Annotated in this window: 18 protein-coding genes; 7 read left to right on the forward strand and 11 right to left on the reverse strand. The window is 71.2% G+C overall.

Features of this window, described 5'->3' with window-relative positions:
• Positions 1–6: 6 nt before the first annotated feature.
• From ACGFZS_RS24345 to ACGFZS_RS24365, 5 genes are read right to left on the reverse strand one after another with little or no spacing between them, the layout of a single operon-like run.
• A complete protein-coding gene (locus ACGFZS_RS24345) occupies positions 7–3,339 on the reverse strand; it encodes an alginate lyase family protein (RefSeq protein ID WP_393796890.1) in 3,333 nt (1,110 codons plus the stop codon).
• Positions 3,336–4,868: a glycosyl hydrolase family 28 protein gene (locus ACGFZS_RS24350; protein ID WP_393796891.1), complete on the reverse strand. Its 1,533-nt coding sequence runs from the start codon at positions 4,866–4,868 to the stop codon at positions 3,336–3,338. Before ACGFZS_RS24350 ends, ACGFZS_RS24345 begins: the two co-directional genes overlap by 4 nt.
• A 23-nt stretch (positions 4,869–4,891) precedes the next feature.
• A complete protein-coding gene (locus tag ACGFZS_RS24355; protein ID WP_393796892.1) occupies positions 4,892–5,743 on the reverse strand; it encodes a carbohydrate ABC transporter permease in 852 nt (283 codons plus the stop codon).
• Positions 5,740–6,732 carry a carbohydrate ABC transporter permease gene (locus ACGFZS_RS24360; RefSeq protein ID WP_393796893.1) on the reverse strand — a complete coding sequence of 331 codons (993 nt, stop codon included), beginning with the start codon at positions 6,730–6,732 and terminating at the stop codon, positions 5,740–5,742. Before ACGFZS_RS24360 ends, ACGFZS_RS24355 begins: the two co-directional genes overlap by 4 nt.
• Entirely contained in the window at positions 6,729–8,072 is a 1,344-nt protein-coding gene (locus ACGFZS_RS24365; RefSeq protein WP_393796894.1) for an ABC transporter substrate-binding protein, read from the reverse strand. The genes ACGFZS_RS24360 and ACGFZS_RS24365 overlap by 4 nt, the downstream gene beginning before the upstream one ends.
• A gap of 329 nt (positions 8,073–8,401) precedes the next feature.
• On the opposite strand from ACGFZS_RS24365, the gene ACGFZS_RS24370 reads away from it, so the two are divergent.
• From ACGFZS_RS24370 to ACGFZS_RS24390, 5 genes are all read left to right on the forward strand, one after another.
• A complete protein-coding gene (locus ACGFZS_RS24370; protein WP_393796895.1) occupies positions 8,402–9,730 on the forward strand; it encodes an ABC transporter substrate-binding protein in 1,329 nt (442 codons plus the stop codon).
• Positions 9,731–9,740: 10 nt separating this feature from the next.
• Positions 9,741–10,625: a carbohydrate ABC transporter permease gene (locus ACGFZS_RS24375; protein ID WP_393796896.1), complete on the forward strand. Its 885-nt coding sequence runs from the start codon at positions 9,741–9,743 to the stop codon at positions 10,623–10,625.
• The gene (locus tag ACGFZS_RS24380; protein WP_393796897.1) at positions 10,625–11,530 is read left to right on the forward strand and encodes a carbohydrate ABC transporter permease; all 906 of its coding nucleotides are present in this window, start codon (positions 10,625–10,627) and stop codon (positions 11,528–11,530) included. Before ACGFZS_RS24375 ends, ACGFZS_RS24380 begins: the two co-directional genes overlap by 1 nt.
• 415 nt (positions 11,531–11,945) lie before the next feature.
• Positions 11,946–13,010 (forward strand): LacI family DNA-binding transcriptional regulator, encoded by a 1,065-nt coding sequence (locus ACGFZS_RS24385; RefSeq protein WP_393796898.1) that lies wholly within the window; start codon positions 11,946–11,948, stop codon positions 13,008–13,010.
• A 30-nt stretch (positions 13,011–13,040) separates the two neighbouring features.
• Positions 13,041–13,247, forward strand: coding sequence for a hypothetical protein (locus tag ACGFZS_RS24390; RefSeq protein WP_393796899.1), 207 nt, complete (start codon positions 13,041–13,043; stop codon positions 13,245–13,247).
• A 52-nt stretch (positions 13,248–13,299) separates the two neighbouring features.
• Here ACGFZS_RS24390 and ACGFZS_RS24395 read toward each other — a convergent pair whose 3' ends face one another.
• The 4 genes from ACGFZS_RS24395 to ACGFZS_RS24410 form a co-directional block, all read right to left on the reverse strand.
• Positions 13,300–13,545 carry a hypothetical protein gene (locus tag ACGFZS_RS24395; protein WP_359219088.1) on the reverse strand — a complete coding sequence of 82 codons (246 nt, stop codon included), beginning with the start codon at positions 13,543–13,545 and terminating at the stop codon, positions 13,300–13,302.
• Complete coding sequence (locus ACGFZS_RS24400; protein WP_393796900.1) at positions 13,542–14,408, reverse strand: oxaloacetate decarboxylase; 867 nt, start codon at positions 14,406–14,408, stop codon at positions 13,542–13,544. The genes ACGFZS_RS24395 and ACGFZS_RS24400 overlap by 4 nt, the downstream gene beginning before the upstream one ends.
• Positions 14,409–14,568: 160 nt before the next feature.
• Positions 14,569–15,219 (reverse strand): ThuA domain-containing protein, encoded by a 651-nt coding sequence (locus tag ACGFZS_RS24405; protein ID WP_393796901.1) that lies wholly within the window; start codon positions 15,217–15,219, stop codon positions 14,569–14,571.
• A 31-nt stretch (positions 15,220–15,250) separates the two neighbouring features.
• Positions 15,251–15,793 carry a membrane lipoprotein gene (locus ACGFZS_RS24410; RefSeq protein ID WP_393796902.1) on the reverse strand — a complete coding sequence of 181 codons (543 nt, stop codon included), beginning with the start codon at positions 15,791–15,793 and terminating at the stop codon, positions 15,251–15,253.
• A gap of 329 nt (positions 15,794–16,122) precedes the next feature.
• Here ACGFZS_RS24410 and ACGFZS_RS24415 point away from each other — a divergent pair, with 329 nt between their 5' ends.
• Positions 16,123–16,518 (forward strand): VOC family protein, encoded by a 396-nt coding sequence (locus ACGFZS_RS24415; RefSeq protein WP_393796903.1) that lies wholly within the window; start codon positions 16,123–16,125, stop codon positions 16,516–16,518.
• On the opposite strand, the gene ACGFZS_RS24420 is transcribed toward ACGFZS_RS24415, so the two are convergent.
• On the reverse strand, positions 16,507–17,178 hold the full coding sequence (locus ACGFZS_RS24420; protein ID WP_393796904.1) for a helix-turn-helix domain-containing protein: 672 nt from the start codon (positions 17,176–17,178) through the stop codon (positions 16,507–16,509). The genes ACGFZS_RS24415 and ACGFZS_RS24420 overlap by 12 nt on opposite strands.
• An 81-nt stretch (positions 17,179–17,259) precedes the next feature.
• Complete coding sequence (locus tag ACGFZS_RS24425) at positions 17,260–18,189, reverse strand: AraC family transcriptional regulator (protein ID WP_393796905.1); 930 nt, start codon at positions 18,187–18,189, stop codon at positions 17,260–17,262.
• An 82-nt stretch (positions 18,190–18,271) separates the two neighbouring features.
• On the opposite strand from ACGFZS_RS24425, the gene ACGFZS_RS24430 reads away from it, so the two are divergent.
• Complete coding sequence (locus ACGFZS_RS24430; RefSeq protein ID WP_393796906.1) at positions 18,272–19,117, forward strand: NAD(P)H-binding protein; 846 nt, start codon at positions 18,272–18,274, stop codon at positions 19,115–19,117.

The following is a 19,117-nucleotide window of genomic DNA, read 5'->3' on the forward strand; positions in this document are numbered from 1 at the left end:
GGGAGTTCAGGTGAGTCGGACGCTCACCTCTTCGAACTGCGCGGTGCCGAGGGCCGACGGGGTGCGGGAGCACACCACCAGGCCCACGTGGTAGGGGGCGTCACCGAAGGAGGGGATCTCCCCGTCGGCCACGGGGGTCCAGGTGACGCCGTCGTCGGTGGACAGGGCTGCGGCGAAGGCGGTCCCGGTGCGCTTCAGCCGCAGCAGGGCGGGGAGGGTGACGGCCGCGCCGCCGGTGAAGGCGGAGGCTCCGGCGACGGTCCTGCGGAGCATGAGCTGTGCGGTGGTGCCGCCGGTGACGACGACTCCGGCGGCCTGGTCGAACGGCGACAGCGACTTCGCCATCAGCAGGCCCACCCGGTCGGCGCTCGCGCCGGTGCGGGAGACCAGCCGGGCGACGATCTCGCAGTCGCCGCCGACCGGCTGCCGTACGAACTGGCCGGTCATTCCCTGGCCGTTGGCGTTCAGGTCGACGCCCGCGCCCCGCACGGTGAAGGTGCCGTCGTGGTAGGACGTGCTGCCCGGCGTGGTGATCGCGACCACGCCCAGCGTGCCGAAGGCGCGGTCGTCGAGCACGGTGTCGCCGAGGTCCCCGTACGTCCACGGCTCGGGCGGCGCGGTACCGACGGTGAGCGCGAGGGTTCCGGTGGTGGTGCCGGCGGCGTTGGCCGCGGTGGTGGTGACGGTGAACTCGCCCGTCCCGCTGGGGGTTCCGGAGACCAGACCGGTGCGCCGGTCGATCCGCAGCCCGCCGGGCAGCCCGTCCGCCGTGAACAGCACGGGCTCGTGCGCGGCCCGCAGCAGATGCCGGAAACCGGCGCCCTGGTTGGCGAACGCGGCGCCGGCGGAGGTGAGCCGGGGTGGCGCCGGGGTCGGCATGACCGCCTGGACCGGCGTCGAACGCGGGCCGCGTCCCGCGGTGTTGGTCTTCGCGACGGTGTAGTGGTAGGTCGTGCCCGGTGTGCCGGTCGCGTCGGTGTACCGGACGCGGGTGCCGAAGCCGACCGGGCCGACGCCGGTGGCGAGGGTCCGGTACGGTCCGTCGGCGCGGGAGGCGCGCAGCACCGTGTAGCGGGCGGACGGGTCCGGGTCGCTCCAGGCCAGTTCGACGGCGTCGTCACCGGTGCCGGCCCGCAGGTCGGTGGGGGTGCGGGCGGGGCGCGGCACGCACCACACCGGGCCGGACGGTGCGGTCACGCCGACATTGTCGAAGGCGCCGGTGCCGGTCCCGGCGTACTCCTCGTCGACGCCGAGGCAGGAGGTGAGCAGGAGGCCCGCGTACGCGGTCCGCCCCAGCTCGACGTCGGTGGCGCCGACCTCGGTCCAGTGGACGCCGTCCGGGGAGACGGCGCCCGTGCACCGCGGGCCCTTCCGGGTCACCCGCACCCAGTAGGGCGCCCGCAGCCGGTAGCCGTCGCCCGCGCCCTCGACACAGGGCGCCTCCAAGGGGGTCGCCGATGCGGGCAGCGCACCCAGGTCGGAGAGCGGGAAGGCCGCGTTCACGGTGATCGCCTGCTGCTGGGAGGGCGGCACCGGGGTGCTGCCGGTCGCGGAGACCTCCGCACCGGCCGCCGGACGTACCGTCCACACCCCGCTCCAGGTGTGCAGCGGCAGCCCCTGGATCAGCATGGCGGCGTGGGCCGCGTCCGCGTCGAGGGAGGCGCGGACGGTGACGCCGATCTTGGAGTACTGCGAGCTGAGCGGCCACACGATCCGCGCGGTGACGGTGCCGTCGCCGCGCAGGGGCAGGTGGACGAGGCGGTAGGTGTCGTCGGTGCCGCTCGCCTCCAGGAGGAAGCGCTCGCCGTCGAAGACCGCGGAGCCGGGGATCCGCACCTCTCCGACATCCTGGGTGGACCAGGGCCCGGGGAGTCCGGCGGAGGCCGCCGCCCACGCGGAACTCCCGCTGCCACCCAGGGAGTTGGCGGCGGCGACCGTGTAGTAGTAGGTCCGTCCGGCCTGTACGCGCCGGTCGGTGTACGCCGGACCCGCGACCCCGGACGCGATCTCCTCGTAACGGCCGTCCGCGGCGCCCGCCCGCAGCACCGTGTAGGAGTCGGCCCCCGCCGAGGGCAGCCAGGTCACGGTGACGGACCGGTCCTCCCCCACCGCCGTGACACCGGCCGGCGGCGTCGGCACGCGCGGCGCGGTCGCCGTCGCACCGGCGTAGGCGAAGGTGCCCCAGCTCGGCAGGTCGTCGTTGCTGCCCTCGACGACCCGGGCACCGGCGGGGCCGCGGAAGACGGCGTTCCTCGTGTACGGGGTGTCGAGGCCGCGCACACCCGCGTAGTGCGCGTACGCCATCTCGTAGATCGGCGGCAGGGTGCCGCGCGAGGTGGCCGAGACGGCAAGCTTGATGTACTTGCCGGTGCGGTCGAGGTCGGGGACGAAGGGGACGTCGCCGCCGAGGTTGTAGCGGGCGGCGTACTCGACGTTGGCGAGGATGCGGTTGCCGTCGAAGCCCCAGAGGTCGACGCCCTGGTTCCAGGCGACCTGCGCGGCGTCGGCGAGCAGGCCGACCGCGAGCTGTTCGTGGCCCTGGTCCCGGCCGCTCTCCTGGCCCTGGCCCGCGTCGGTGACGATGCGGTGCAGGACGCTGCCGTTGCCCGCGCCGGCCGCGGCGAAGCGCAGTGCGTCCTGGAAGAGGGCGGGTTCGTCGCAGAACACGCCGATGGCGAGCAGGGACTGAAGGGACGTCAGGTCCCAGTTGCCGTTGGCGTAGAGCATGTAGCAGGACAGGGCCGGATACCAGACGCGCAGGAAGGACTCCGCGCAGCGGGCGATGTCGGCGTCGCTCCAGCCGTCGTAGCCGGTGTGGCGCAGGAGTTCGGCCGCGTTGACGAACTTGAAGGCCTGGAGCCCGGCGCCCAGTGGGCCGTCGGCTCCGGTGACGGCGGTGAGCGAGGCGGACCAGGCATCGAGGATGTCGCGGGCCTTGTCGGCGTGTGCGGTCTCGCCGGTGACGGACCAGAGCAGGGCGTTCTGGTAGGCGGCGGCCGAGTCGGCGACGGCCTGGTTCTGGTAGTTGGCGGGACCTCGGCCCCAGGTGGTGATCTGGCCCGTGTTCTGCACGGCGTACGAGGCGGAGGAGCGGGCGTGGGCCGCGAGCGCCAGGTAGCCGTCGTAGACCGGGGACTGCTTGGCGGCGACCGCGGCCTTCATCCGGGCGAGGTCCGCGGCGGAGTGGAGCAGGCCGGGGTGGGCGAAGGCTCTGGTGGCGGTGTCGCTCTCGACGGCCGCCGCGGTGCCGGGCACGAGCAGACCGCTCGTGCCCGACGCCAGCAGCAGGGCCGCCGTGCCGCCGAGGAAGCCCCGGCGGCTGGTGGCGGGGAGGCTCATGACGCGGTGGCCGCCTCCGCCTCGGCGGTGGTGAGGAACCTCAGGTTCGTCACGTGCTCGTTGGAGAACCACTGGATGGCGTCGGTGGTGTAGTACCAGCTCGGCTTCTTCATCGAGTCGGCGATGACGACGCCGTTGACGACGAGGTTCTCGAAGGTGACGTTGTTGATGGCGTGGTCGGCGTCGTAGCCGAGGAGGAGCGACGGGTTGGCGTGGGTGCCGGTGTAGCTGAGGTTCTTGACGTAGACGTTCTCGATGCCGCGGCCGACCGAGGTGTTGTACTTCGTGTTGTACATGACCTTCATGTAGATGACCTGGCCCCAGCGGAAGTCCTCGATGCGGACGTCCTCGATGCGGACGTTCCTGATGAGGTTGGAGTCGCCGGGGTTGAGGGCGATGCAGCCCTGGTAGTTCATCTGCGGCTCGCGGTGGTCGAGGACGTCGATGTTCCTGATGAGCAGGTTCTCGATCGTCTCGGGGGCGTCGGTGTTGCCGTGGGTGCCGACGTTGACCGGGTGGGCGACGTCCGCCCACAGGGTGCAGTTCTGGACGGTGACGTCGCGGGTGTCGCCGTAGTAGTTCCAGCGGTGGCAGTAGATCGCGATGCAGTCGTCGGAGTTGCGCATGAAGCAGCCGTCGAAGGTGACCCCGGTGCTGGAGAAGACGTCGAAGCCGTCTCCGTTGCCCTTCGAGCTGAAGGCGCGCGCCTTCTTCACATGGACGTTGTGGCTCTCGGCGAAGGTGCCCGCGTAACCGGCCGGGTTGAGGATGATGACGTCCTCGACCCGGATGTTCCTGCTGCCCTCGCTGAGGATGGCGCCGCCCGGGTTGTTGTAGAGGATCCCGCGTCCGGTCAGGCGGGCCTTCTCGACGTCCTTGAAGTAGACCTGGGCGGTCAGGACGGCGCCGCCGGCCAGGTAGACGGTCTTGCCGCTGGGCACGGTCAGGACGTTGCCGGTGACCGAGTGAACGCCGGGACCGAAGTAGATGACGTCGGGGTCGTCTGCGGACGGTGGATCGCAGTCGACGTGGTTGGTGATGACGTGCAGGCAGTCGAAGATCTCGTCGTTGATCTGGACGACGACGTCCTTCGGCTCGTCCAGGGTGAACACCAGTGTGTCGCCGCCGAGTTCCGGCGTGATGCCGAGCGCGTCCGGGCGGATCCTGGCCTTGGTGGTCCCGCCCTTGAGGTACGTGACCTCGATCTCGACGGAGCCCCGGAAGTCGAAGTACACCATCGAGCTGCTGTAGACCTTGCCGGATCCGGTGGTGGCGTTGATCTCCTCCAGTTGGGGCCGCCAGATGTCCGGGGTTTGCCAGTCACCGTCGGGGGCGGTGCGGACTCTCACCCTGAAGCTGGTGTTCGTGGGCATGGCGGCCGGGCGGGGGTAGGTCACCAGCCTGGGGGCGGACTTGTTGCCGGAGGCGTCGGCCCGGGCCGCCGTGGCCGTCACACCGGTCAGACCGGCGGCGAGGACGGTGGCGCCGGCCGCCTGGAGGGCCGTACGGCGGGACAGGGGCGTGTTCATGCGTGACTCCTTGCGACAGTGGGCTACTTGAGACCGGACGTCGACATGCCGGCGACGAAGCCGCGCTGGGCGACGAGGAAGACCAGCAGGATCGGGACGACGTACATGACGGAGGCGGCGGCCTGCAGATGGGTGACCGGCTGGCCGGCCTCGGTGACGTAGGTGGTCATGACGGCGACGGCGAGCGTGGTGCGGTCGGTGGAGAGCAGCAGTTGGGGGGCGATGTAGTCGCCCCAGGTCCAGGTGAAGGCGATCACGAAGCTCGCGGCGAGGACCGGCCAGGACTGGGGCAGGAAGATCCGCCAGAAGATCCCGGCGTAGCCGCAGCCGTCGACGATCGCGGCCTCCTCCAGTTCCCGGGGCAGTCCGGCGAAGAACTGCCGGAAGAGGAAGACGAGATAGGGGGTGGCGGCCAGGCCCCACAGCACCCAGGGCCAGTAGGTGTCGACCATGCCGAGCTTGGCGAAGATCAGGTAGGTCGGGAGCAGGGTGACCATCTGGGGCAGCATCATCGAGCCGAGCAGGATGCCGAACAGCGCCTTCTTGCCGGGCGCGGACAGCCGGGCGAAGCCGAAGCCGACCCAGGCGGAGCTCAGCGTCACGAGGGTCGCGTAGAGGGTGGCGATGATCAGGGAGTTGCGGGCGTAGCCGAGGAAGTCGATCAGGCGGTAGGCGTCGGCGAAGTTGTGCCACTGGAGGTGGGCGGGCAGCCAGTGGACGGGGGACGCGGCGAGTTCGGCGGGGGTCTTGAGGCCGGTGAGGACGAGCCAGCCGAAGGGGCCGAGGAAGAGGCCGGTGATCGCCACCAGGGCGGTGTAGAGGACGAGACGGCGGCCGTGGATCCGCGTCCGCGGGCCGGGAAGGGGGGCGGTCACTTCTTCGCCTCCGGGTCGACGTTGTAGAACACCACGCCGGACGTGGCTTTGAAGATGACGGCGGTCACCAGCAGGATCAGCACGAAGAGCACCCAGAGCAGCGCCGAGGCGTAGCCGTAGCGGCCGAGCGCGAAGTACTCGGCGAAGACGTGCATCATGTAGAGGTAGGTGGACTGCGGGATGGCGGTGACGCCCGCGGTGGTGCCGTCGGGGGCCAGCAGCAGCGGCATGATGGTCTGCACCGAGGCGATCACGCCGGTCACGGTCTGGAAGAGCAGGACCGGTGACAGCAGCGGCACGGTGATGCTGCGGAAGGACCGCCAGGCGCTCGCGCCGTCGATCCGGGCGGCTTCGAGGAGTTCCCGGGGGATGTCCTGGAGTCCGGCCAGAGAAATGATCATGATGTTTCCGGCGGCCCACAGCACGGTCATCAGCAGGACGTAGCGGGCGTAGGGGTCGGAGAGCCAGTTGAGGGCGTCGAGGCCGAGGCCGGTCAGTACGCCGTTCGCGGCACCGGAGTTCTGGTCGAAGAGCCATTTGAAGGCGAGTCCCGCGCCCACCGGGGGCACCACGGCCGGCAGGTACAGCAGCGTCCGGAACAACCCGCGGGCCTTCAGCGGCCGGTTGACCAGTACCGCGAGACCCAGCCCGGCGACGATCGACAGCGGGACCGAGGTGACGGCGAACAGACCGGTCCGGCCGAGCGCCTGCCAGGTGATCGAATCACCCAGCAGCTCGCGGTAGTTGGCGAGGCCGACGAACCGCCAGCGCGGCGAGAGGCCGTCGAAGGTGGTGAGGCTGAGCCACAGGGCGTAGCCCATGGGGACGATGGTCAGCAGCAGGAAGCCGATGATCCAGGGTGCGGTGAAGAGATAGAACGCGCGGTGCCGTCGCGTGGTCATGGAGGAGCGGGGGCGCTCCGCCGACCGGGTCCGGCCGGTCGCCGCGGCGGTCCCGCCCCGCACGGCGGGCATCTCCTCGACGCTCATCCCACCTGCTCCTTCCCGCGCTTGAGCTGCTCGTTCATGGTCGAGTTCAGGTGCCGGGCGAGGGTGTCCACGGACATCTCGCCGCGCATCGCGGCCGGGGCGGCCTGGTTGAAGAGGGCGTCGAGGGCGTCCGTCCGGGCGTACGGCGTGAAGGAGATCACCGAGAAGTGCCGCAGTTCGGCCTGCTGCACCTTCAGCACGTCCTGCTGGTAGCTCTCCTGATGGGGCATCAGGGACCGGAGCGACTTGAGCGTGGGGATCCCCCAGCCGCCGGACGCGCGTGCCTTCGCCGGGGCCTCGCCGAAGAACCACTCGAAGACCCGCCAGGCCGCGTCCTTGTTCCTGGCCTTCCTCGGCATCCACATCCCGGTGGCGCCCTGGCAGGAGCTGATGCGCGGTCCGCCCGCGAAGACCGGTGCCGGTGCCAGCCGGGAGACGGCGGCGAGCTTCTTGTCGGTGTTGATCAGACCGCCCAGCCAGTAGCCCGAGTTGGACATCGCCATCCGGCGGGCCTGGTAGGTGGGTCCGTCCCAGCCGTTCGGGTCGGGCTGGATCAGGCTCGGGCCGACCTTGGCCCGGCACAGCTCGATGTACCAGTCCAGTGCCTTGCGGGCCTCGGGGGCGGTGAAGTCGACCCGGGAGAAGTCGGCGCTGAAGAGACTGCCGCCGGCCGAGGCCGTGAGACCGGACAGCAGGGTGGAGGCGCCGAGGCCGTTGTAGCTGCCGCCGAACACGGTCGTCTGGCCCTTGCTGGTCCGGGTCAGCCGCTTCGCCTTGTCCAGCCACTCCTCGAAGGTGACCGGCTCGGTCTCCGGCGGGGGGTCGACGCCCGCGCTGTCGAACAGGGCGGTGTCGTACCAGTACATGGAGTCCTGGGAGAAGTCCTTGGCCATGCCGTAGCGCGGGCCCTTGCCCTGGGTGCGGCCGTCGTAGCGCCACAGGTCGTTGACCGGATCGAGGTCGTCGGCCTTGAGGACGCCGCTGGCCGCGAAGTAGGGGTCGAGGTTCTCGGCCACCCCTCGTGCCGCGAGATACGGCGTGTCGACGGCGCCGACGCCGCGCACCAGGTCGGGCGGGTTGCCGCTGGTCATCATCGCGATCAGCTTGGTGATGTCGTACCGCACCGTGTTGATGCGGATCCCGAGTTCCTTGTGGGCCTGCGCGAGGAGGTCGGTGCTGATGTCGTCGGCCTTGGTCATCAGGGTGACGGTCTCGCCCGGGCCGCCGACGCTTCCGGACACCGGAAGGGCACAGCCACCAAGCGCGGCCGTGGCCATCGCGGTGCCGCCGAGCGCGAGAAACCGGCGCCGGCCGACCGGAGCACGGGCGTGCGTCTGCATGGACTTCCCACTCTCTGCACGGAGGTGACGAGACATCGACTGGTAGGCAACCGGTTGCTATGGGCGGTGAGGGGAGCTTCAACCCGTGGGAGGGCACCGTCAAGAGGCGTGGCGAACTTTCGAAAACCCTTCGTCCGCAACCGGTTGCTCTTGCGCACCGGTTGCTGTTCACGGGCCGTTCGATCGACCGTACGTCGAAAGATTCCGACTCATACCCCTTGCTGGGAGCGGCTGAGCCGTCCTACGGTCTCGTGGAAACCGGTTTCTAAGGCACCGCCGAGCCGCCGCCCTCCTCCCGAGAGCGCCCATCTCCGAAGGAACACGGTCACATGAACTCCACCAGGTTGGTCCGCGCCGCGATCGCGGGTCTCGCGCTGACAGGTCTGCTCGCCGCCTGCGGCGGATCGGGCTCCGGCTCCGACGGCTCCGACGCGGCCTCAGGACCGGTCACCCTGCCCTTCTGGGGCTGGGCGAACGGTCAGGAGGCCGTGGTGAAGGCGTTCAACGCCGCCCACAAGGACGTGCGGCTGAAGTACACGAAGGTCACCGACCAGCTGACCATGCAGAAGCAGCTCACCAACGCGGTGAAGGCGGGCAACGCGCCCTGCCTGGTGCAGAACACCGCCGAGTACGTGACGAGCTGGGTCGCGCAGGGCGCTCTCGCCGACATCACGAAGTACGTCGGCACGGCCAAGGCCGAGTTCAACTCCGGTTCCTGGTCGGCCGCGCAGGTGCAGGGCAAGCTGTACGGCGTCCCCACCAGCTCCTCGCCGAACTTCACGATCTACCGCACCGACGTCTTCCAGAAGTACGGCCTCAAGGCGCCGACCACCTGGGACGAGTTCATCGCCGCCGGCAAGGTGCTCAAGAAGCACGGCGTCAAGATCACCAACTACGCCGGTGAGGACCCCAGCACCCTGGAGGTCCTCGCCATGCAGGCGGGCGCCCACTGGTACGCGATCGACGGCGACTCCTGGAAGGTGGACTTCCAGGACGCGGGCACCCTCAAGGCCGCCGCCGTGATCCAGCAGATCGTCGACAACGACCTCGACTCGAAGCTGTCGTTCGCCGACTACGCGGCCGTGCAGCGCAATTACGACAACGGCGGCACCGTCACCCGTCAGATCTCCACCTGGCAGATGGCCGGCATGGTGCAGAACTTCACCAAGTCCTTCGGCAAGTGGGCCCTCGCCCCCTGGCCCGCCTTCGCCGGCGAGGCAGCCAAGACCCCGGCCGGCACCAACCTCACCGGCAGCGTCACCCTCGTCACCAAGCAGTGCGCGCACCAGCAGCAGGCCGCCGAGGCCGCGTTGTGGATGTCCACCGACGCCGGCGCGGTGAAGACGATGGCCAGCCCGACCACCGGCAACGGCGTGATGCCCGCGCTCGCCGACAGCAGTGCCTACGTCGACGAGGCGATCTCGCAGAAGCTGCTCGGGGCGAACTACGACCCGGCCAAGAAGGTCGTCACCGACAGCCTGGGCACGGTCACCACGGACTGGACCTTCGGCCCCGACTGGACCGCCATGTTCACCGAGCTGCAGAGCGGCTGGGCCAAGGTGGTCAGCAAGCAGCAGAAGGTCACCGACCTCCTCGCCCACATGCAGCAGTGGACGGTCGCCGACCTGAAGTCCCGCGGCATCGGCGTCAAGGGCTGAGGCGGCACGGATGGTCCGCTCCCAGCGCTGGAAGGGCGCCGCCTTCACGGTGCCCTTCCAGCTAGGTTTCGTCTTCCTCTATCTCGTCCCGATCGGGTACGCCGTCCACCAGTCGCTGTACCGCTCCCAGTCCTCCGGCCTCGGTCTCGGCGGCACCACGGACCGGTTCGCCGGTCTCGCCAACTACCGCGCGGGCCTCACGGACCCGGCGTTCCTCGGCTCCGTGCTCCGCGTGCTCCTCTTCGCGTGCGTACAGATCCCGGTGATGCTGCTGGTCAGCCTGCTCCTGGCGCTCTTCCTGGACGCGCTGACGTCCCGGGCGGCGGGCCGCTTCCGGGTGCTGCTCCTTGTGCCGTACATGATCCCGGGCGTCGTGGCGGCCATCGTCTGGATCAATCTCTACAGCCCCGACGTCGGTCCCCTCACCCCCCTGGGCAAGGTCTTCGGCCTCGACTGGAACTTCTTCTCCCCGTCGATGGTGTGGCCGTCCATCGGCAACCTGCTCACCTGGCACGGCATCGGCTACAACATGGTGATCATCTACGCGGCCCTGCAGGGCGTCCCGCGCGAACTCTTCGAGGCGGCACGGCTGGACGGCGCCTCGGAGCGCCGTATCGCCCTGAGCATCAAGGTGCCCTACGTCCGGGGCGCGCTGGTCCTCACCGGCATGCTGTCGATCATCCAGATGCTCCAGATCTTCAACGAGCCGGCCCTGTTCCGCAACGTCACACCCCAGACGGTGAACGACAGTTTCACCCCGATCATGGTGATCTACAACCAGGCTTTCAACGCGGGCAACTACCACTACGCGGCGGCCCTTTCGGTCCTGCTGGCCCTGTTCCTCGGCATCGCCTCCTTCCTCTTCTACCGGCTCACCGCGAAGGAGGCCGACTGATGGCGCTCACCGAGGAACGCACGAGCACCCACCACGTCCGGCGCATCGACAAGCCCGACCCCGCGTCCCGTTCACGGGGCGGCCAGCGCTTCCTCCTCGTCGGCCTCGCCCTGGCCAGCGCGTACAGCCTCTTCCCGGTCTGGTGGCTGATCGTCGCCGCGACGAAGGACCGCACTGCCCTGTACCAGAGCAACGGCCTCTGGTTCTCCGGCTGGCACCTCTGGACCAACCTGCGCCAGCTCTTCACCTACGAGAACGGCATCTTCCTGCGCTGGACCGCCAACTCCTTCCTCTACGCCGGAGTCGGCTCCCTCGGCGGCACCCTCATCGCCCTCGCCACCGGCTACGGCCTGGCCCGCTTCCGATTCCCCGGCCGCGACCTCGTCTTCGCCTGCGTGGTCGGCTCCTTCCTGATCCCGATCGCCCTGCTCACCCTTCCGCTGTACCTGCTGTTCTCCGAGATCGGCCTGGTGGACACGCCCTGGGCGATGCTGATCCCCTGCCTGATCAACCCGTTCAGCGTCTACCTGGCGAAGGTGTACACCGAGGCGACGGTCCCGTACGAACTCCTCGAAGCGGCCCGCATCGACGGCGCCGGCGAGCTGCGCATCTTCTTCTCGATCGTCCTGCGCATGATGACGACCGGCGGCGCCACGGTCTTCCTGCTGGCCTTCGTCAACACCTGGAACGCCTTCTTCCTCCCCCTCACCGTCCTGCGCGGCGAGCAGAACTGGACTCTCAACCTCGGCCTGTACAACTGGTCCGGCAAGCGCCTGGAATCCGGCGTCGACCTGACCAGCCTGGTCCTGACCGGCGCCCTGCTCTCCATCGTCCCGATGGCCGTCATGATGATCGCGATGCGCCGCTACTGGCGGACCGGTGTCACCCTGGGAGCCCTCAAGTGACCGTGCTCCACAACCCGCTGATCCGGGCAACGCCCCGCCCTTAGGGGCGCGGGGAACCGCGCGACCGGCCCCCACCGCCCCGCAGCCGACAACGCAACCCCTTGTTGCACCCTCCGATTCACCGGCGCAATGGCCGCGACGCACGTCGTGGACCTCGTCGGCGCCTCTTTCACCGCGGATTTCACGGATTTCCAAGTCATCTGCGCCCCCGGCTGATCCGCCCACCTCTGTTCGAAGTTTCGAAAGTCCCGCCAGCGGTGATCCCGCGAATTCCCAGGTCTTCACGCCGTGTTGACGCGCACCTATCGTAGGAAGCGCTTACTGCACGGCTTGCGCACAGACCGCGGAAGCAGCGTTGGTCGCAACTTTCGTTACTTTCGTTGGCCCAAGGGCGGGCCGGAGAGGCGGGTTCCCCATGGTCCGTGCGGGAGGTACGAGCGTGGCGGCGGCCGGTCCGACGCTGGCGGTGGTGGCCCGCGAGGCGGGTGTCTCCGTGCCGACCGCGTCGAAGGTGGTGAACGGCCGTGAGGACGTGGCCCCCGAGACCCGCCGCCGGGTCACCGAGGCCCTGGAACGGCTCGGTTACGTCCGCAGGCCGCGTTTCGACGCGGCGAAGGCCCCCGCCCTGATCGACCTGGTCGTGCACACCCTGGACAGCTCGTGGTCGGGCGCGGTGCTGCACGGGGTGGAGGAGGCGGCGCACGAGGCGGGGCTGGAGGTCGTCGTGTCGGCGGGGCTGACCCGGACCCGGCCGGGCGGACCGGAGCGCGGCTGGCTGGACAAGCTCACCGCGCGGGGGTCCTCCGGGGTGCTGTTCAACCTGGCCGAGCTGACCCCGGCGCAGTACGCCTGGCTGGACCACCACCGCATCCCGTACGTGCTGATCGACCCGGTCCACGAGCCCCCGGCCGGTGTGGTCTCCGTCGGGGCGGCGAACTGGCAGGGCGGGGTCACCGCGACCGAGCACCTGCTCGCCCTCGGCCATGAGCGGATCGCGGTGATCGCCGGCAACCGGCGCCGGATGTGCAGCGGCGCCCGGGTGGCCGGCTACCGCTCGGCGCTCGCCTCGGCCGGGCTGCGGCACCGCGCCGAGTACGTCCGGCACGCGGGCTTCGACGAGGGCACGGCCCGGCACCGGATGCACGAGCTGCTCGATCTGCCGGAGCCGCCGACCGCGGTGTTCGTCTGCTCGGACCGGATGGCGCTCGGGGCGTACGCGGCGCTGGCCGAACGCGGGCTGCGGGTGCCGCACGACATCAGCGTGGTCGGCTTCGACGATCTGCCCGAGGCCCGCTGGGGCACCCCGGCGCTGACGACGGTCCGCCAGCCGCTGTCCGAGATGGCGGCGACCGCGCTGCGGCTGCTGGTGCGGCTGATGCACGGGGACCGTCCGGAGGGCACCCGGACGGAGTTGTCGACGCAGCTGGTGGAACGGGCGAGTACGGCTCCGCCGCCCGCTCGTTCGGCCCTACGCGGGTGACCGCGCTCCCCTCAAGATCGTTTACCGGGCATGACACTCACCCTGCGCACGGCGGCCGCCTGCGCGCTCGCCGCGGCCGCCCTGACGACGACGGCCCTGGGCACCGCCCACGCCACGACCCGGACCCTCGCCCCGTCCCGGCAGCACGCCGCGGTGGCCGCGCCGCTCGACGAGCACGACCCGAAGGAGGACGTGGAACTGGACGAGAACGGCCGTCCGGACCTGAACGAGGACTGAGCGCGCACAGCCCCGCGCCCGACATGGGCGCGGGGCTGTGCCGACGAGTCGCTCAGTCGTCGTCGTCCTGGCGCGGCTCGCCGAGCAGCGCCTGGATCGCGTCCACGGCGCTGCCGTCGTGGTCGCTGCCGGCGTCGCCTCGCCCGGTCTGGACGTTCGCCGTGCGGTCCACCTCCAGGATGGAGTCCGCGTGGGAGTTGTCGATCACGGTGATCAGACTGCCGGCCGCGTGCACGGGTGCCGCGGCCACGCCGAGGAGCGCCGCCGTGACGGCCGCGGCGGTCCGCAGCCGTGTCACACGCCCACGCCCTCGGGCTCGTCGAGCCGTTCGCGGGCGATGTTGCGCTCCAGCAGGGTCGTGGACGCCTTGACGCCGACCCCGCTCGCCGCGTCCACCTCGGGCAGCCTGCCGTCGGCGGCCTTCAGCTCGCCGAGCGCCGAGTTCATCGCCTCGTGCGCGGCGAACAGACACGGCGTGGAGTAGATCGCGACGTCGACGCCGAGGTCGTCCAGTTCGGTCAGCGAGAGCCTCGGCGACTTGCCGCCGGCGATCTGGTTGAACAGCAGCGGCTTGTCGCCGACGACCTTGCGGATCCGGCGGATCCACTCCTCGCTGCGCACCCCGTCGACGAGGATCACGTCGGCGTCGGTGGCGGCGAGCCGCTCCGCGCGGTGCAGGATGTCGTGCTCGTCGGTGGCGTCCGTACGGGCCACGACGACCAGGTCGTTGCGGGTCTCCAGGACCTTCTCCAGCTTGTCCAGGTATTCCTCCAGGGGCAGCACCTGTTTGCCGTCGGCGTGCCCGCAGCGGCGCGGCCGCTTCTGGTCCTCCAGGATCACCCCGGAGGCGCCGATGCGTTCCAGGCCCTCCACGACGTGGCAGGCGACCTCGGGGTCGACGTACCCGTCGTCGATGTCGACGAGCAGATGGTGGTGCGGGAACGCGCCCCGCAGCCGCTGGACGAAGGCCACCATGTCGGGCCAGGCGATGAATCCGATGTCCGGCAGGCCGTAGTACGAGGCGGCGAATCCGAAGCCGGAGACGAACATCCCGTCGTAGTGCTTGGCCGCGATCGACGCCGAGTACATGTCGTACACGCCGATCAGCGGGGTGGTTCCCGGCCCGGCGATCTGCTCGCGCAGCTTCTTCCCGTAAGTCAAGGTCCGGCTCCTCCTGTGGGTGGGTGGCGCGAAGGCACGAGCGGCCTCCACGTCTCGACAGCCCTTTGCCAAGACAAGAGCATCTCTAGATACGCACGTGACTATCTCCGTGCGCGACCTTTACTCACCCCAATGGCCGAGCGGGTTCACCGGAGAAACGTCACTGGCCGGGCCGTGCGGCCCAGGTGATGCCCCCGTGCAGATGGGCCAGGAAGGCCGGATCCCGGTAGGCCTCCGGGGCGTGCCCGAGAGCGGTGTAGAACACCCGTCCGGCCCCCTGCTCACGGCACCAGGCCAGCGGGTGGTCGTCCCCCATCCCGCCACCGTCGTACGACGACTCGTCGGCGCGCAGCAGCACCCGCGCCCGGCCGCGCGGGCTGTCGCGGAAGTCGTACCACTCGTCGGTGAAGTCCCAGACGGCGGGCAGGTGCCGGGTCGCCGGATGGCCGTCGTCCTCGACGAGCACCTTGCCGGGCTGGTACTCCGGGTGGCGGTCGAAGCGGGCGCCGAGGAGTTCGCCGTAGTACGGCCAGTCGTACTCGGTGCAGGCCGCCGCGTGCACGCCGGCGAAGCCGCCGCCCGCCTCCACGTAGGCGGCCAGCCGCGCGCGCCCGGCCGGGGTCAGGATCTCGCCGCTGGTGGAGAGGAAGACGACGGCCGCGTATCCGTCCAGCGGCTGTTCGAGGGCGGCCGGGTCCTCCGTGGCGTCGACCTCGAAATCGCCGAACTCCCGTACGGCGGCGATGCCGTCCGGGATGGAGTCGTGGCGGTAACCGGTGGTGCGGGTGTGCAGGAGCAGTCGAAGGGCCATGACCGCATGGTCGCCCAGGGACCGCCGCGGCTCAAAGGCCGGGGGTGGGCACGCTGTTGTCGGGGACGCCGTCCCCGCCCGGGGACAGGTCGCCGCGCTGCACCGGAACGTCGTCGGTGAAGGCCGGGTCGGGCGTCGGCAGCAGGGTGTCGAGTTCGGCTGCGGTGGGGCGGTGGACCGCGCGCAGCGCCTTCTTCAGCACGGCGCCGGAGACCCCGCCCTCGCCTTCGAGCCACACCACGCAGTCCTTCTCGGTCACCTCGTACGTGTACCGGCCGGCGTAGCGCGCGTGGTCGGTGTAGAGGTGGATGACGGCACCGGTGCGGTCCGCGTAGGAGGCGGAGAAGCCTTCGTCGCCCTGGACGCCGACGGACTGCTGGGCGAGGGTGAAGCCGGCGGCCTCGGTGACGTACACCATCTTCGGGTTGATGCCCAACGCCGCTGCCTTGGAGGCGAGTTCACCGGGATCGGCGGGCGCACCGGAGCCGCCGGCGCCCGCCTTCTGCGTTCCGCAGCCGGTGAGCAGGGCGGCGGCGAGGAGCAGGGGCGGCAGGACGCGCACGGCACGGATCATGCGCCCATCGTGCCGCACAGGTGTTCCACAGGCACCGGGTTTTCCGGTCGCCGCGCCACCTGTACGGACGCCCGTCCCCTCGCCGCCGACGGACTCACCACCGCCCGCACGGTGACCTGGGCGATCAGTCCGCCGGACCTGGACGCGGCGGTCGCGGCGGCGGCGCGGGTGTGCGACCACGGCCCCGGCACCCCGCTGCTCGCGCCGGCCGCCACCGCCCCCGCCCCGACCTCGGGGCCGGTGCGCTCTCCTTCGCCGTCGGCACGCCGAGCCGGGCCGTGTCCGATTCGTTCAAGACCGGCGGCGGGCTCTCCGCCTACGGTGACGCCATGACTCCGCGATTCGCCGTGATCGGCCTCGTCACCTCCGACCTGGCCGCGTCCCTCGCCTTCTACCGCCGCCTCGGCCTGGCCTTCCCGCCCGACGCCGAGGAGCAGCCGCACGTCGAGGCCGAGTTGCCCGGCGGCCTCACCCTCGCCATCGACACCGAGGAGACGATCCGCTCCTTCCACCCGGGCTGGCAGCCGCCCGCCGGCGGGGGCCGCGTGTCGCTCGCCTTCCGCTGCGGTTCGCCCGCCGAGGTGGACACCGTGTACGAGGACCTGGTCGGCGCCGGACACCACGGCGAGCTCAAGCCGTGGGACGCCTTCTGGGGCCAGCGCTACGCGACGGTGCACGACCCCGACGGCAACGGTGTCGACCTGTTCGCCCCGCTACCGAAGTAGCCCGGTCAGCGGCGCTCCCGCCAGTTCCCGCACCTCGCGGGAGAGATGGGCCTGATCCGCGTACCCGGCCCGGACGGCCGTCTCCGCGAGCGGCACCCCCGCCCTGGCGAGCGCGAGCGCCCGCTGCATCCGGAGCACCCGGGCGAGCGTCTTGGGTCCGTACCCGAAGGACACCAGGGACCGGCGGTGCAACTGCCGGGTGCCGATGCCGAGTTCATCGGCGGTGGCCGCCACCGCACGTCCCGCGTCCAGCGCCTCGACGAGCCGTGACAGCAACGGGTCGCGGGGCACGGCCCGGTCGAGCGCGATCTGTTCGAGCGCGGCGCCGGGATCGTCGGCGCCGTCGACGCGGGCGGTCAGCCGCCGTACGGCGGAGGCCGCCCACAGGTCGCTCAACTCGACGCGCCGGTCGCGGAGTTCGTGGGCCGGGACGCCGAGGAAGCCGGGCGCGGCCCCCGGCGGGAAGCGCAGGCCCGTCCACACACCCGTGCCGCCCTCCGTGACATACGCGCGCGTGTCGGGCCCGGCGACCAGCAGCCGCCCCTCGTTCCAGAGCAGGTCCATGCACCCGTCGGGCAGCACCCGCCCCGCACCGGCGGCAGAAGGGGCATTCGTCCACACGACCGCACCGGCGAGCCGGGACGCCCTTTCCCTGTACACATACGCCAGCGTAGACGCGCCCCGTCAGGGGCGCGGGGAACTGCGCGAGGACCCCCTGCAACGGTCAGCCGCCCACCCCCCTCAGCCCGTCCGATGCTCCTGCGGACTCACCCCGTACACCCTCTTGAACGCACTCGACAGCGCGAACGCGCTCCCGTACCCGACCCGCCGCGCGATCGTCTCCAGCGTGTCGTCGGTGTCCCGCAGCGCGTCCGCCGCCAGGGCCAGCCGCCAGCCGGTCAGGTAGGTCATCGGCGGCTCGCCCACCAGTTCGGTGAACCGCCGGGCCAGGGCCGCCCGAGACACGCCCGCCTTGGCCGCGAGGGCGGCGACCGTCCAGGGGTGGGCGGGGTCGTCCTGGAGCAGCCGCAGCACCCGGCCGACCACCGGGTCCGCCAGCGCCCGGTACCAGCCGGGCGCCTCCGCCTCCGGCCGGGCGAACCACGCCCGCAGCGCGGCGATGACCAGCAGGTCGAGGAGGCGGTCGAGGACCACCTCCTGGCCCGGTTCGTCGCGGACGATCTCCGCCATCAGCAGCGGGGTGAGCGGGCACTCCCAGACGTCGGCGGTGAGCGTCAGCAGCGGCGGCAGCGCCTCCAGCAGCCGCCCGCTGATCTCGCCCCGCAGCAGATACGTGCCGATGAACACCACCGTGCCGCCGTCCAGGCTGCCGCCCCAGGTGCGGACGCCCAGGTCCATGGAGCCGTTCAGCGGCCGCCCGTCGGGGCGGGCGCACTCCGCGCCGGGCAGGATCAGCGCCTGCGGGACCGTACCGGGGTCGTCGGCGCAGGTGTACGGGTCGGGGCCGCGCGCGATGGCGAGGTCGCCGGCCCGCAGCCGCACCGGGTCCCCGGTGTCGGGCAGGATCCAGGCGTCGCCGCGGACCATGAGCATCACGGTGAGCGGGGCGCGGTCCTCGACCCGCACGCCCCACGGCGGGTCGAAACAGGCACGGATCATGAAGGCGCCCCGGGCGCGGGGGCCCTCCAGCAGGCCCGCGAGAGCGTCCATGGGGCCAGCGTAGACGCGCGCTTATGGGAACGAGCCGTTCGGCGATGGGCGGCGGTCGCGGTACGGCGGTTGACTGGCTGGCATGACCTCGAAAGCGCGGGACACGCGGGACATGACGGTGGTGGTGACCGGTGCGACCGGTCGTACGGGGAGCCGGGTCGCCGACGCGGCGCGGGCGGCGGGGCTGACCGTGCGGCCGGCCTCGCGGGCGCAGGGCTTCGACTGGCGGGACCGGTCGACGTGGGCGGACACGCTGCGCGGCGCGGACGCCGCGTACCTGGTGTTCCCCACGGACGTCGGCTCGCCGGAGGCGACGCACGCGGTGGGGCTGCTGGCCCACGAGGCGGTGGCGCTCGGGGTGCGGCGGCTGGTGCTGCTCTCCTCCCGGGGCGAGGAGCGGGCGCGGCCGACGGAGGAGGCGCTGCGCGAGTCGGGGGCGGACTGGACGGTCGTACGGGCCGCGTGGTTCGCGCAGAACTTCAGCGAGGGTCCGCTGGTGGCGGAGTTGCGGGAGAGCGGGGAGCTGGTGTTCCCGGGCGGGGCGGTGCGGGAGCCGTTCATCGACCTGCGGGATGTCGCGGAGGTGGTGGTGGCGGCGCTGACCGACGGCGAGCGGTACGCCGGCCGGGCGCTGACCGTCTCGGGGCCGCGGCTGCTCACCTTCGGCGAGGCGGTCGCGGAGATCGCGGCGGCCACCGGGCGGGAGCTGTCCTACCGGGCGGTGACGGCACGTGAGTACGGCGCGCACCTCGCCGCCTTCGGGGTGCCGGAGCCGGAGGTCGAGTTCCTGGTGGAACTGTTCGAGTCCCTGCTGGACGGCCGGAACGCGTATCTCTCGGACGGGGTGCGGGAGGTACTGGGCCGGGAGCCCCGGGACTTCGGGGACTTCGTCCGGGAGACCGCGGCGACGGGCGTGTGGAAGCCCTGA

This window comes from Streptomyces sp. NPDC048288, assembly GCF_043201555.1.
GTDB lineage: Bacteria > Actinomycetota > Actinomycetes > Streptomycetales > Streptomycetaceae > Streptomyces.